This is a genomic window from Vibrio sp. B183 (assembly GCF_000740665.1).
Lineage (GTDB): Bacteria > Pseudomonadota > Gammaproteobacteria > Enterobacterales > Vibrionaceae > Vibrio > Vibrio coralliilyticus.
Genome location: NZ_JPQB01000004.1, coordinates 456,656 through 469,944, shown reverse-complemented (window position 1 = coordinate 469,944; position 13,289 = coordinate 456,656). Strand labels below are relative to the sequence as shown.

The following is a 13,289-nucleotide window of genomic DNA, read 5'->3' as shown; positions in this document are numbered from 1 at the left end:
GTAAATTTACTCACCAGCAAAACCGTGAACCAATACGCATTTCATGCTTATGGCATTGATAAGGCTTTGAAAAAGCGAATTAAGATCACAAATCAACAGCATAAATAAATCCACACAGATAATAATTTCACCTCATCAAATAACTTGTTATAGGCAACCAATCTGTTGTTATTGAGATAACCAAAAGTTAACCCGTCTCTTTGTATCATTCGATCTTACACTGAAAAAGAAGGACGAATTGGAGTCAGGTTTCGCAGTGCTACGTTATCCAACGTGACCTTGTTGGCTCCGGCGTTATCAACACAAGGACAATCTGATGAAACACACCCAACAGCAGGTCAGTCGATTCTTAATGCAAGCCACACTTGGCGCGGATCAAAAGCTTATCGACTCTGTCTATCAACAAGGGGGCGAAAAATGGTTGGCGAACGAGTTCAAATCAACGCCCTCTCTAGGTCACTCATATGAGTCAACGACTCGTGAGATCTGGCACTATTTCAGAAGCAAGCTCGTTAATGCCCATGGGCAAAGAGCGATAGATGGTGATGGCAACAACCCAGCTTTGCCGTACAAGTGGTATTTCCATATGGCTTGGTGGCAAAAAGCACTGGAAAACAACGAAAATCTGCTTCGTCATCGGGTCGCACAGGCACTGAGTGAAATTCTGGTTATTTCCGACAATTCTGTACTTGAGTTGGATGCGATTGGTATGGCGAGCTATTACGACCTGCTCTACAAACACGCTTTTGGCAGCTACGCTGACTTACTCTATGACGTCTCCATGCACCCATGTATGGGGGTCTACCTTAGTCACATGAACAATCGTAAAGCCGATCCTTCACAGCGTATCCATCCCGATGAAAACTACGCACGTGAGATCATGCAGCTGTTTTCAATTGGCCTCTATCAGCTCAATCCTGATGGCACTCGTAAAACTAACCAACATGGTCATCCAATCGCTACCTACGACAATCGAGATATCAAAGAACTCGCCCGAGTCTTCACTGGCCTCAAAGCAGCGAGTTATCAGTTTGAGTGGGAAAACAGTTTTTGGAGTAAAGATTACAACGGTTACCAAGTCAGCTTTGAAGATGGTATCGACAAGCGCTACAAAACCATCCCATTTGTGAATATGACTCAGCCGATGGAAGTTGAAGAGAGCTATCATGACAGACAGGAAAAATCATTGCTCAACGGTCACATCTCGCTGCGCAGGAATATTTCTGCTCAACAAGAAATTCGCACTGTAGCAAACAAGCTGGTCTCTTACCCGAGTACGGCACCGTTTATTGCGACTAAGCTCATTAACCAGTTGGTGACTTCCAATCCCAGTGCAGAGTACGTCGAAGCCGTAGCGGTTGCGTTTGGTCCACAGGGTAACCTCAAGAATGCCATTCACGAGATCCTGACATACCCACTCAAGCACCCCGTGGGTAAAGTGAGATTTCTCAGCGCAGCCGTTGAACATGGCACTCTGGTTCAATCGCAAAAACTGAAATCTCCCGTTCTTCGAGTCACTCAGCTCTTACGGGCATTTAATGCCTCTAACCAGTCAAAAAAATTGTGGGTGATTGGTGATGACATTGAAGATCAATTAGAGCAACACCCGCTTTCCTCTCCTACCGTGTTCAACTTCTACAAATCGAGTTACACACCACATGGCCCCATTGAAGACAGTGGACTGGTCGCGCCGGAGTTTGAGCTGCATAACTCGGCAACATCCATCGCTTACGTCAACTACATGTACTACTGGCTATTTGGTGGCTATTTGCCTGCGGTCAGTACCGAGATAAGTCGCCAGCCGGGTATTCATAACGTCGCTGAACTGGACATCGAAACTCTTCAGGCGAACAAAGCGAATCGCCTCAAACTCAACTTTGCTAAGTACATTGGTAAAGCACAAGATCCTTCAAACCATGGTGCTCTCATTGATGAAATCAGCTTACTGCTGACGGGGAAAACCCAATTAAGTATCAAGCCGCAGATTCTGTCTTCGTTTGCTGTATACAAAGATCAGCCAGAATGGGTGGTTCAAACCATCGTATTCTTCATTGCAATTTCATCTGAATTCACGGTGCAGGAGGCGTAAACCATGGGTATTTCAAGACGACAATTTATTAAATCATCCACCGCCGCTTCTGCCTGCGCAGGGCTGATGCTTGCTGGCACCGCTCCGGTTTATGCCGCGCCTAAACCAGTCAAAAACACACTTGGTAACATCAAACCAGCTAAAAAAGCACTGGTGTTCATCATGCTTGATGGTGGCAATGATTCTTACAACATGCTGGTTCCCACCTCTGAACGTCACTATCGTGACTATCAGACATCGCGCAGCAATCTGGCGCTAAACAAGAACGAACTTCTTGCCCTGAGTGGCTATAAGGATGCTCAAGGGAGGCGTTTTGGTCTTCACCCCAGCATGCCAGAAGTGCAGCGACTGTTTGATACCAACAAGCTCGCTTTTGTAGCTAACACTGGCCCTATGATCAAGCCGATTGAAAAATCTCAGTTTTACAGCGGGAATGTGCCTCTGCCACTTGGTTTGATGTCCCATTCTGATCAGTTCAAACACTGGCAGACAGCTAGACCAGGGGAGCGTATCAACCGTGGCTGGTTTGGCTATTTCGCAGATGCCCTTCAATCCAATAAACCGATTGAAGCTATTCCGATGAACATCTCACTCGCAGGCAGCAACATCATGCAAAACGGCCTGCAGTCCGCACCTTATTCGATCACGGAATCTGGCAGCGTTGGGTTAATCATTAATGAGAGCCCAACCGAGCTCAACAAGTTGCTGCTGGATAACTTTGAGAGCAGCCTCAATCAGAGCTACCCCAACGATCCTTTTAAACAAAGTTATTTGGCCATCACTCGCGAATCCCAAGCTCAGCACGAGATCTACCGTAAAGCAGTTGAGGGGATCAGGGTTAAAACGACCTTCTCTGATTCGCCGTTGTCTAAAGAGCTACGCAAAGTGGCTCAGTCAATTAAGGCGGCAGACAACCTCGGTCATCAGCAGCAAACCTTTTTCTTGCGCTACATTGGCTGGGACCACCATGATGAGCTGCTGAACAACCACGCCAGCATGCTCGCCATTCTAAGTAAGGCTCTCGGAGAGTTTCAACGCAGCCTTGATGAATTGGGAATTGCCGAACAAGTCGTGACGTTTACCGGCTCCGACTTTGGCCGCACACTGACCTCCAACGGTAACGGCACCGACCACGGTTGGGGTGGCAATACGATAGTGATGGGCGACGCGGTTAATGGCGGTAAAGTATACGGCGACTACCCTTCTCTAACATTGGGAAGCAAAAACCCGCTGGATGTCGGGGATGGCGTGCTGATACCCACCACGGCCATTGATGAGCTCTACGCAGAGCTCGCCCGTTGGTTTGGCGCCAGCGAAGAACAGCTTCATCGCCTACTGCCTAACCTCAAAAACTTCCGGATTAAAGGTGAGAAAGATAAACTGTCCGGATTACTGAAATAGCAATCTAGATACGAAAAAACCACCAAGTATGGTGGTTTTTTGTTTTTGCCATGCATCACAGCGTTATCTGAGATGCTCACCAATGTACTCGTGGTAGCTCAACTTTTTGTCCGCATTATTATCCAGATAATCAAAGGCATACGCAGCGTATTGATTGAGGTTTTGGTAGTACTCCTGCCAATATTCCATGTCCGCTTTACACTCAACCGGAATGTTGGCATCAGCGTATTGCGTCTTCAACTTCTCAACATACGCATTGGCTTGTTTCAGATATTCGTCCTTGACCAGAAATTTGTCGCTATTGGTGTCCGCTTTATCAAACGACGCTTGCCAATAGGCGTTGTAAATCACTGTACCTTGCTTGGTGAATTCTGATTTAGAAACCTGACTGTTGCCATCTTTATCCAGTTGTTTAAATGTTTTGACCAACTCAGGCTCGGCGACCTGTAACGTTTTCTCTGAACACACTTTGGAGAGCCCTTGATTCCAATGTTCTCCTTCCGCATCCATGCCCCCATTTTTAAATTCTTGAATGTTCAGAGATCCGTTTTTATCGGTATCAAAGTAATCGAACATTTCATCAACGGCAGGCGCAGCGATAAGGTTAAAACTCAGCAGGGTTAAAGGTAAGTAAACGGCTTTAAGTAAGTGCATATCAGTTCCTTTCAATCGTGAATACCGAGCCAGTATAGAAAGCGGAACGTAAACGAATGGTTAACACGTCGAGAAGATGATTAAGGCGAGAATAGAAAGAAGAAACCAAAAAAAACCGTCTGAGTGACAGACGGGCACCTAAGTTTGGCAGTTAAACAAAGAGAAATTAATTCAGCCAGTACTTCATTTTGTCGATGAAGCTCGTATTCTTATTCCAGATCCAGTAGATACCTTCTTCCAATTCGCTTTCGGTCATGTTCTTAGGTCGATAGACGGTATGGCTTCCGTCATATTTGGACCAGTCTTTGGTCAAAATACGTCCTTCTTCGTCCAGCTTTTTGAAGGTCTCGGTCCCCGGAAAAGGAATCATGTAATGTGGAATCACTTTATCGACTTTAATGTCCTTCACAAACGCTTGAGTCTGCTTAAAAATCGTCGAATCATGCTCATCAAAACCAAACAGAAAATCGCCCCACACTTCAATGCCATGACGACGGATTTTGGCGATGTACTCCTTCATTTTGTCTGGTTTCACAAAGCCTTTCTTTTGCGCTTTCAGCGCGGCTTCAGACGGGGTTTCAATCCCAAGTAATACCGCTTTAAAACCGGCTCGGCTCGCAGCCGCTAAGAGCGCTTCATCACGTGCAATCAGCACTGTTGTCTCACCGTAAAAATTCATTTTGAGTGGCTCTAACGCAGCAAACAGATCCATGGCGTACTGTCTATCATGAGTCAGATTGTCTGAATGCAGTTCCACCCACTCAACACCCAGCGTTTTTAGCTGCTTCACTTCTTCCACAATGTGGGCGATGGGCCTTTGTTCAAACTTGTTAAAGAATCGAGGAACCAAACAGAAATTGCACTTAAAAGGGCAACCCCGGGTAACAACCACCGACCACGTATAATCGTAAACCGATGGTGGAATTATGTCGGTCGGATATGGGTTCAAACAGCTCAAATCAACAGGTTCGTTGCTTTGATACTGAGCCTTAAGTTGCCCGAGCTCTGCATCATTGAGCAGCTGAACCCAGTAGTTCTCCACTTCACCAAAAATTAGGCTGTCCGCGTATTCAGCTGCTTCTTCAGGATTGAACTTGGTATGCAAGCCACCCAAAACCACCCACTTACCTTGCTGACGATAATGCGAAGCCAGCTCATAAGCTCGATATGCGTCTGGGGTCGACATAAAAATCACTACCAAATCCGCATCGGGAGAAGAATCTGCTTTCATTCCAATGGTTTCGTCCACCATACCAATCCCATACCATTTCGGTGTGGCCGCGGCGGCAGCAAAGATGTTCTGCGGCGGCCCACCCGTTTCGGCTTTGTATTTGGAGTAATCGCTACCAGCAGATGCTTTAACCAGATAGATATTCATCGTTCCCCCCTCAACTTACAGACGGTAAAAGAAATCAAAAATGTTCTTATCCATGAAGAAATACAACGCGCCCATTGCCAGCCAGCTCAATACGATAATCCAGAACAGAATTGGATTTTTCTTCAGCTCGATCCGTTCGACAAAGTAAGCTTCTTTTGAGCGGAAATTCTCCCAGCTCCAAAACACACAGAACATTCCCCAGACGAAAAACAAGTTCTGCTTTAGGGCGATCACCGCCATCAGTAAAGCCAGAATGGTTTTCCATCGCTCGGGAATAAAACGCTGCATAAGGCCTCACAAGTAACAAATTCAGCGGTGTTCTGCTTCAGTACGAGTAGCATACTAAGCTAAGGGTTAACTTTTGGTTACCAGATGAGAACCGCTTCACGAATCATTTGACTGCTCTCGCATAGGTCAGCCGAGCGATATAGTCTGATAATCTAGCTTTAAATACAGGGATTTGAGATGACACTTCCTCCAGCGCTAAAACATGGCTCACTCACCAAGTTTCGAGATGACCTCTATTGGGTACAAGGGTGCGTAAAGCTCAAAGCGCCTCACCCTAGGTTCGGCCCGCTTACCATGCAGTTCAGCCGAAATATGACCATCATTCGTGACAATGATGAGCTGACACTGGTGAATTCCGTCCGATTGGATGAACAGACACTGAAAGAGCTGGAAACCTTAGGCGAGGTTAAGCACGTTGTCAGACTCGCAGCATTTCACGGAATGGATGACCCTTTTTATCAGCAGCGTTACGGTGCCACTATGTGGTCGGTGGATGCGCCCTACTTTCATGGCGTTAATCCGAATCAAGCTGACAGTCGTTACTTCACTCCTGACGAAATTCTCTCTGCGGGTCATCTGCCTCCGCTAAAAGGGCTGCGCTATTTTGAAATTGGTTCAGGGAAGCTCAACGAAGGGCTGTTTTGGCTCGAAAGGGATCAAGGTATCGCCATTGCCGGAGACAGTCTGCAAAACTGGACGGAGCCGGATGCGTTCTTCAACCTTACCGCCAAGTTTATGATGAAGAAAATGGGGTTCTTTGCCCACGCAGGGATTGGGCCAGGATGGATGCAGGCCGTAAAACCCAATTTGAGTGAGCTGAATGACTTTTTTGACTGGTCGTTTGAAGCCCTTATTCCTTCTCACGGCAGCCCGATAGAGGCAGGAGCCAGTGAAGCCTATCGTGCCAGTGTGAAGAAACTGATAGAGAAATAGAAACAGGAACTAGAATTCCTGATTCATTTTGCTCAGACATTCTAAAAGCACCTCAGACTGCTCATCGCTGATATGTCTGGTCAGATCCTTGACTAACGCTAGGTGGAGCTGGTTGTGATGTTGATAAATTTCATCGCCAGCCTCCGTCAATTTGACGACAATCGCGCGGCGATCTTCGGGGTGATCACAACGCTCAATCAGGTTAGCTTTTACCAGTTTTTCAATCTGTACCGTCAAAGTGCCTGTGGTAATCCCCAGCTTTTGCGCCAACTCTTTCATCCGCAGTGCACCAAAACTCCCCAGCACTTCAATAGTATGAATTTGTGCCAGTGAGTAACCCGTTTCTTTGACGACAGACTGCTCCCATGAGGACATTTTGTCGTAGAACTCGGTCAGTGTTTGGTTAAGTAACTCTAGGTTGCGCATAGTTTCGCTGTATGAACTTCAAGGGTCAGGTGATGAATCTTATCAAACTTCGCCAGCATTTGTTTATAGTCTGATAAGGATTTGTCTGTGAATGACTCAATCGCGATAGCTGCAGAATAGTGGTCACCGCTGATTTTCCACATATGGAAATCTTTTACCAGAGCGAAGCCCGCCAGCTCAGATTCAATTTTTTCTCGGTAATCTGGCTCAACACTTTCATCGAGTAACACGGGGCTGGTCTGGTGAATCAACCCAAGAGTCCATTTACCAATGACGATGGCACCAACAATACCCATGATCGCATCGAGCCAGTTCCAACCGTAAAATTTCCCCATAAACAGAGCAACAATGGCCAGTACGGAAGTGAGGGCATCCGCCAACACATGCATGTAAGCGGCTCTTAAATTGTGATCATGGTGATGTTCATGCTCGCCATGGTGGTGATGGCCGTGATCATGATGATGCCCATGAAGTAGCAGCATACTGGCGACGTTCACCAGCAAACCGATCACCGCGACCATAATGGCTTCATTGAACTGAATCGCTTCCGGGTTAAACAGTCGGTGTACAGACTCCACAACCATGAGCAAAGCGACAATACCAAGGGCAATGGCGCTGGTGTACCCACCAAGAACACTGACTTTGCCTGTACCGAACGAGAATCGAGCGTTGCCGGCATTTTTCTTCGCATAACGATAGGCAAACAAAGTGATACAAAATGCCGCGGCGTGAGTCCCCATATGCCAGCCATCAGCCAGCAGTGCCAACGAGCCATAAACCGTACCTGCCACAATCTCAGCCACCATAGTCGCCAATGTCAGCAATAGCACGTAAAACGTCCTCTTCTCCCCTTGCTGGTTGTGTGAAGAAAAGTCGTGATGATGTTCAGTGGCAAATTTCAAAATGGGACCTTTAGTTTGATTATCAAATTATTTGAAAGTCAATTTAATTTGACTATCAAATAAAGTCAACCTTAAAATGTGCGCCAGACCACTCTCTCAATCATATGAACGGTAACGTGCAGCCAAATAAAACAAAAACGCCGCCACTGATACGATTGAACGTGCCACCGTGGTTATGAAGAAAGCTCTGCATATAGTGCGCGAGCAGTACATAACCATACTCAACCGCAAATTCCACTACGACAAAAGTGACGACTAAGACGAGGATTTGTTGCGCCAATGGCTGTGCTGGGTCAATGAACTGGGGCAAAAACGCAACGTAGAACAACAATACTTTGGGATTGGCCACTGCTGTGAAAAAACCACGTCGAAACAGACCTTTAGTCGCTTGAGCGTCATTCTCTTCATCTTCATTTTTAGTCAGCGTGCGCGTTCTCACCAACCCAATGCCCAACCAGATCAAGTACAACGCACCTGCGACCTTCAAACCATTAATGACAGCGGGAGAAAGTATGGCTAAGGCGCCGACACCAATGCTGGCAATCAATATCAGCCCGACAAATCCGGTAATGCCGCCAAGCACCGTATATTTCGCGGCACGGCGACCGTAATTTACCCCGTGAGTCAGGGCGAGAATGCCATTTGGGCCGGGGGCTAAGCTCACCCCAATCACTGCTACCAGATAGACAAGCCACATCTCAAATTGCATTACGTTCTCCCATTCATTGTTAACTTGATAGCCTGACGATAGCGTCAATCTTGTATTGTGACTTGGTAAAATTTGGACGTGATAAGTGAAAATATTACTTGATCGTTTATAGTGGTAGGAAGATTGCTTAGCGGAATACACACATGATCACCACTCCGAAAGTTCGATTTTTAATCTTGCCCTGCGAAAGCTTTTCCTTGCTGGCATTAGGCGGGTTTATCGACAAACTGCGCTTTACCGCAGATGAAGCCGATCTGAGTGAACAGAAACTGTGTTCGTGGACAGTGGTAGGTCATGAGCATCGCCAGCTTGCTAGCTGTGGCATTCATATCGAAGTCGATCACCTGATCGATGACATAGAGCTTCAACACTTTGACTATTTGGTTTTGTTTGGCTCACGCACCGCCAGACAAGCTCATCAGTGTGCCTCCCTGTATGCGAGTTGGTTGCGAAAAGCCGCCGCTCACAACATGCCGCTAGTTGCGATTGATAACGCAACCTTTACCCTTGCCAAGCTTGGCTTACTTGAAGGGTACGAAGCAACGATCCACTGGCGCCACGAACAAGAGTTTCGTGACCTGTACCCTAAGATACAGGTGCACTCAGACCGATTATTCAGTTTTGATCGCAAGCGAATTACCTGTAGCGGTGGCAGTACCAGTGTCGATCTGGCGGCGGAGATCCTCTCGCGTCACTTTGACAAATCTCGTGCGCTGAAAGGCCTAGCAGACATGCTGATTGATGAGAGCCGAGAACCATTCCACCAGCTTCGTTCAGACAAAGATGAGCAATATCATCACCCCATTCTTAACCGAGCTATCCGAACCATGCGACAGCAACTGGATAGGAAGCAGACCATTGAACAGATAGCCGATTCAGTAGGCCTGAGTCGACGCCAGTTAGACCGCTTGTTCGAAGTGCAAACTCAGCAGACTGCGCATCAGTACTGGCTTGAAATGAAGCTTCAGTATGTCTACTGGCGACTGCTCAACTCCAGCACACCACTGATCACAATCGCCGATGAAGTCGCGATCTGCGATACCAGTTATCTGAGCAAACTGATAACAAAACGCTTCGGCGACTCACCGAGTCACATCCGCTCAGGTAGAAAAAATAACGCCCTGGGACAAATCAGGGCGTACAGGGAAAGTTAGAGGCGCAAAGTTCACCGTTAAAACTCGTCACTCACCTCATAAGAATCCTGCAAAGTATGGAATCGTATTATTCGGTAATTCCGCGAATTCGGGCATTGCGCCTGCGTAACATTTCCAATGTCAGCAACAGCATAACGGACATCAAAATAAGCAAGCTGGCAACGGCCAGAATGGTTGGGCTAATTTGTTCTCGGATACCTGACCACATCTGACGAGGAACGGTTCTTTGTTCAACACCAGTGATAAACAGCGCCACCACCACTTCATCAAACGAGGTTGCAAACGCAAACAGGCCGCCGGAAATCATTCCCGGGCGAATCAGAGGGAACGTGACATGGCGAAAGGTATAAACCGGACTCGCGCCCAAACTGTAAGCAGCTCTCACCAGTGAGTGATCAAACCCACTGAGTGTGGCGGTCACGGAAATCACCACAAAAGGCGTCCCAAGTGCCGCGTGAGCAAGAACGATTCCGATGAAGGTTTGAGATAAGTCGAGCCGAGTGTAAAAGAAGTACATCGCGGCAGCGGAAATGATCACCGGAACAATCATCGGCGAAATCAAAAATGCCATGATGGTATTGCGAAACGGAACATTGTTAGCTGCCAATCCCATCGCAGCCAAAGTACCGAGCGCGGTCGCGACCAAAGTGGCGCAAACGGCTATCAAGGTACTGTTCTTCAGCGCCGACAGCCACTGACTGTTGGTAAACATATCCGCATACCAACGAACTGAGTACGCGTCTGGATCGAGATTGAGCATGCCTTCCGTAAAAGTGAAGTAAGGCGTCGCGTTAAACGATAACGGCACAATGATCAAAATAGGCGCAATCAGGAACAAGAAGACGAGTGTGCAAAACAGCAAGTAACCCCAATAGCCGATGCGCTCGGTTTTGCTGCAATATACAGGTAACGCCATGATCAACCTCCAACCTTAATGTTATTGATGCCAACCACGCGGTTAAACAGATAGAACAGTGCTAGAACCACGGCAAGCAGCAAGCCTCCCAACGCCGCCGCCATGCCCCAGTTCAACGAGGTTTGCATGTGGTACGCAATCATATTGGAAATCATCTGCCCACTGCGCCCACCGACCAGAGCAGGAGTAATGTAGAAGCCAATCGACAGAATAAATGTCAGTAACGCGCCAGCCCCAACGCCGGGCATCGTCAGTGGCATATACACTTTGGCAAAGGCTTTAGCGGGCGTCGCTCCCAGAGATCGCGCGGCGCGAAAGTAGCTCGGGCTGATGCCTTTCATCACGCTATACAGTGGCAAAATCATAAACGGCAGCAGAATGTGCACCATTGCCACAATAGTGCCGAAGGTATTGTGGATCATGGCAAGACGTTCCGTTGCAATGCCCGACCACAACAAGAGATCGTTAATCACACCTTGATTTTGCAGTAACACAATCCACGACGTCGTCCTCACCAATAGTGAGGTCCAGAAAGGCAATAGCACCACAATCAACAGCAAATTGGCCTGCTTGTCAGGGAGATTCGCCAGCATGTAAGCCACCGGATACGCCATAACCAAACAGATAATGGTGATCGCCAGTGACATGCCGAAGGTTTTGGTAAACAGATCGACGTAAACCTGTCGAGTTTCTGGTTGCTGAACGACCTGACCTTGCTCATCAAAACGCAGGTCCAGCGCCGCCAGATAATAGCTTAGGGTGTAAGGCTGGCTAAGGTTCTTTATCGCCGCCCAGTATTGCGGTTTTGCCCAGCGTCTATCCAGTTTAGCCACTTCTTGAGTTGATTGAGGAAGGCTTTCCAACTTGCTCAGCTTACGACCGGATTTCATCAGCAGGCTACGCATCCCAGACACTTCGATGTTCATCCGATTCGCTAGTTTGGGCAACGATTTATCCTGATATCGCACCAGCAGCTCGCTCATAAAGGTTTGCTGAATTTCAAGAGGAGGCAACTGCTGATAATCCCAACTCTCCATCGCCTCCACGGTTTGAGGAAAGGCTTTCGGGATGGCGTGATTATCGACGCTGCGATACAGCATTTCGACGATAGGAAAAGCAAACGTCACGCAGATAAAACAGACCAAAGGAAGAGTGAGTAAAAGGGAGCGGATCTGTTTATGGCGTTCAGCTCGTTTTAGCTGAGATCTAAGATCATTGTTTGAGCGCGAGAGCTTTCTCTGCAATGCGAGTACCGAGCCCAAACCTGTCAGTTCGCGGCTCATGCGGCTTCTCCTTCCACTCTCAGCGGCTCTTGACCATCAAGCGCATGGCAATCGTAACTGTGCCAACCCAACTGGCAAGTTTGTCCGGGGGTAAAACTGCGGGCATGACGGCTATCGTTAGGCACCTTTACAATCAGCTCACCCATCTCATCCACATCAATGACTAGTCGGTAATGATCGCCATGATAAATTAGCTCGCGCAGCAGGCCTGAGACATGGTTGTCGCATTCTGTTTGATTGGGTTCGACCATGATCTTTTCAGGACGAATAGACAAGGTTGTTTCCTGATACACTGCCGATACTTTCACCGCTTTTGCGTGTATCTGGTGGCCCCCGACCTCCACTTGGCAAATATCCCCTTGAAGCGATATCACCTGCCCTGTTATCTGATTATTCTCACCAATAAACTGCGCCACAAACGCATTGCTGGGAGCTTCATAAAGCTCAGATGGTGATGCTAACTGCTGGACAGCCCCATGATTGAATACGGCTATCCTGTCCGACATCGTCAACGCCTCATCCTGATCATGAGTCACATACAGCACAGTAATGCCAAGTTTCTCATGCAGGCGTTTAATCTCTAGCTGCATTTGCTCTCTGAGCTGTTTGTCCAATGCCCCCAGAGGCTCATCCATCAGCACCAGCTTAGGTTCAAACACCAATGCTCGCGCTAAGGCCACACGCTGCTGCTGACCACCAGACAGTTGCTTGGGGTAGCGAGTCGCAACGTGTTCCAGTTCCACCATTTGTAAAGCGGTAGCCACTTTTTGCTCGATCTCTTCTTCACTCATATGGCGAACCTTGAGCGGAAAGGCGAGATTCTCGGCAATGGTCATATGGGGAAACAAAGCGTAGTTCTGAAACACCATGCCAATGTCCCGCTTGTGCGGCGCAAGGTTGTTCACGGGTGTTCCATCAATGTAGATTTCGCCGCGTGTCGCGGTTTCAAACCCAGCTAACATCATCAAACAAGTTGTTTTGCCTGAGCCTGATGGGCCAAGCATGGTGACAAACTCACCGGGCTTTATCGACAGGTTGAAGTCCTTAACCACCAGATTCTCGCCATCATAGGTTTTCTGGACATGCTGAAAACTGACATATTCCTTTTGCGCAGTCATGATTTATCCCTTTGGTTGCTGTAAATGCGAAAGCAATC

The 13,289-nt window shown here is 47.7% G+C and carries 13 protein-coding genes; 4 read left to right on the top strand and 9 right to left on the bottom strand.

From position 1 onward, the window contains the following. Window positions 1–316 precede the first annotated feature (316 nt). Both IX95_RS05175 and IX95_RS05170 read left to right on the top strand, forming a co-directional pair. Window positions 317–2,089: a DUF1800 family protein gene (locus tag IX95_RS05175; protein ID WP_038157398.1), complete on the top strand. Its 1,773-nt coding sequence runs from the start codon at window positions 317–319 to the stop codon at window positions 2,087–2,089. Window positions 2,090–2,092: 3 nt separating this feature from the next. Next, the gene (locus IX95_RS05170; RefSeq protein ID WP_038157396.1) at window positions 2,093–3,490 is read left to right on the top strand and encodes a DUF1501 domain-containing protein; all 1,398 of its coding nucleotides are present in this window, start codon (window positions 2,093–2,095) and stop codon (window positions 3,488–3,490) included. A 63-nt stretch (window positions 3,491–3,553) separates the two neighbouring features. Here IX95_RS05170 and IX95_RS05165 read toward each other — a convergent pair whose 3' ends face one another. The 3 genes from IX95_RS05165 to IX95_RS05155 form a co-directional block, all read right to left on the bottom strand. Continuing rightward, window positions 3,554–4,144, bottom strand: coding sequence for an EF-hand domain-containing protein (locus tag IX95_RS05165; RefSeq protein ID WP_038157394.1), 591 nt, complete (start codon window positions 4,142–4,144; stop codon window positions 3,554–3,556). Between the two features lie 166 nt (window positions 4,145–4,310). Next, window positions 4,311–5,522, bottom strand: a complete 1,212-nt coding sequence (locus IX95_RS05160) for a B12-binding domain-containing radical SAM protein (RefSeq protein WP_038157392.1) — start codon at window positions 5,520–5,522, stop codon at window positions 4,311–4,313. A 15-nt stretch (window positions 5,523–5,537) separates the two neighbouring features. Next, the gene (locus IX95_RS05155; protein WP_019275375.1) at window positions 5,538–5,810 is read right to left on the bottom strand and encodes a hypothetical protein; all 273 of its coding nucleotides are present in this window, start codon (window positions 5,808–5,810) and stop codon (window positions 5,538–5,540) included. A gap of 177 nt (window positions 5,811–5,987) precedes the next feature. Here IX95_RS05155 and IX95_RS05150 point away from each other — a divergent pair, with 177 nt between their 5' ends. Continuing rightward, window positions 5,988–6,743, top strand: coding sequence for a hypothetical protein (locus tag IX95_RS05150; protein WP_038157390.1), 756 nt, complete (start codon window positions 5,988–5,990; stop codon window positions 6,741–6,743). A 9-nt stretch (window positions 6,744–6,752) separates the two neighbouring features. Here IX95_RS05150 and IX95_RS05145 read toward each other — a convergent pair whose 3' ends face one another. The 3 genes from IX95_RS05145 to IX95_RS05135 form a co-directional block, all read right to left on the bottom strand. Beyond that, entirely contained in the window at window positions 6,753–7,169 is a 417-nt protein-coding gene (locus IX95_RS05145) for a MarR family winged helix-turn-helix transcriptional regulator (RefSeq protein ID WP_006960274.1), read from the bottom strand. Then, window positions 7,157–8,071: a CDF family Co(II)/Ni(II) efflux transporter DmeF gene (gene dmeF, locus IX95_RS05140; RefSeq protein ID WP_038157387.1), complete on the bottom strand. Its 915-nt coding sequence runs from the start codon at window positions 8,069–8,071 to the stop codon at window positions 7,157–7,159. Before dmeF ends, IX95_RS05145 begins: the two co-directional genes overlap by 13 nt. Before the next feature lie 100 nt (window positions 8,072–8,171). Continuing rightward, the gene (locus IX95_RS05135) at window positions 8,172–8,780 is read right to left on the bottom strand and encodes a LysE family translocator (RefSeq protein ID WP_038157385.1); all 609 of its coding nucleotides are present in this window, start codon (window positions 8,778–8,780) and stop codon (window positions 8,172–8,174) included. Window positions 8,781–8,923: 143 nt separating this feature from the next. On the opposite strand from IX95_RS05135, the gene IX95_RS05130 reads away from it, so the two are divergent. Next, a complete protein-coding gene (locus tag IX95_RS05130; protein WP_038157382.1) occupies window positions 8,924–9,934 on the top strand; it encodes a GlxA family transcriptional regulator in 1,011 nt (336 codons plus the stop codon). Between the two features lie 67 nt (window positions 9,935–10,001). Here IX95_RS05130 and IX95_RS05125 read toward each other — a convergent pair whose 3' ends face one another. From IX95_RS05125 to IX95_RS05115, 3 genes are read right to left on the bottom strand one after another with little or no spacing between them, the layout of a single operon-like run. Next, a complete protein-coding gene (locus IX95_RS05125) occupies window positions 10,002–10,850 on the bottom strand; it encodes an ABC transporter permease (RefSeq protein ID WP_038157380.1) in 849 nt (282 codons plus the stop codon). Between the two features lie 2 nt (window positions 10,851–10,852). Continuing rightward, window positions 10,853–12,133, bottom strand: coding sequence for an ABC transporter permease (locus IX95_RS05120; RefSeq protein ID WP_038157378.1), 1,281 nt, complete (start codon window positions 12,131–12,133; stop codon window positions 10,853–10,855). Further along, window positions 12,130–13,251, bottom strand: a complete 1,122-nt coding sequence (locus IX95_RS05115; protein WP_038157375.1) for an ABC transporter ATP-binding protein — start codon at window positions 13,249–13,251, stop codon at window positions 12,130–12,132. The genes IX95_RS05120 and IX95_RS05115 overlap by 4 nt, the downstream gene beginning before the upstream one ends. Window positions 13,252–13,289: the final 38 nt, after the last annotated feature.

What these genes read in the sequence shown, in the direction of transcription:
- IX95_RS05175 (WP_038157398.1), top strand. Translation starts at nt 317, where the DNA reads ATGAAACACACCCAACAGCAGGTCAGTCGATTCTTAATGCAAGCCACA.
- IX95_RS05170 (WP_038157396.1), top strand. Translation starts at nt 2,093, where the DNA reads ATGGGTATTTCAAGACGACAATTTATTAAATCATCCACCGCCGCTTCT.
- IX95_RS05165 (WP_038157394.1), bottom strand. Translation starts at nt 4,144, where the DNA reads ATGCACTTACTTAAAGCCGTTTACTTACCTTTAACCCTGCTGAGTTTT.
- IX95_RS05160 (WP_038157392.1), bottom strand. Translation starts at nt 5,522, where the DNA reads ATGAATATCTATCTGGTTAAAGCATCTGCTGGTAGCGATTACTCCAAA.
- IX95_RS05155 (WP_019275375.1), bottom strand. Translation starts at nt 5,810, where the DNA reads ATGCAGCGTTTTATTCCCGAGCGATGGAAAACCATTCTGGCTTTACTG.
- IX95_RS05150 (WP_038157390.1), top strand. Translation starts at nt 5,988, where the DNA reads ATGACACTTCCTCCAGCGCTAAAACATGGCTCACTCACCAAGTTTCGA.
- IX95_RS05145 (WP_006960274.1), bottom strand. Translation starts at nt 7,169, where the DNA reads ATGCGCAACCTAGAGTTACTTAACCAAACACTGACCGAGTTCTACGAC.
- IX95_RS05135 (WP_038157385.1), bottom strand. Translation starts at nt 8,780, where the DNA reads ATGCAATTTGAGATGTGGCTTGTCTATCTGGTAGCAGTGATTGGGGTG.
- IX95_RS05130 (WP_038157382.1), top strand. Translation starts at nt 8,924, where the DNA reads ATGATCACCACTCCGAAAGTTCGATTTTTAATCTTGCCCTGCGAAAGC.
- IX95_RS05125 (WP_038157380.1), bottom strand. Translation starts at nt 10,850, where the DNA reads ATGGCGTTACCTGTATATTGCAGCAAAACCGAGCGCATCGGCTATTGG.
- IX95_RS05120 (WP_038157378.1), bottom strand. Translation starts at nt 12,133, where the DNA reads ATGAGCCGCGAACTGACAGGTTTGGGCTCGGTACTCGCATTGCAGAGA.
- IX95_RS05115 (WP_038157375.1), bottom strand. Translation starts at nt 13,251, where the DNA reads ATGACTGCGCAAAAGGAATATGTCAGTTTTCAGCATGTCCAGAAAACC.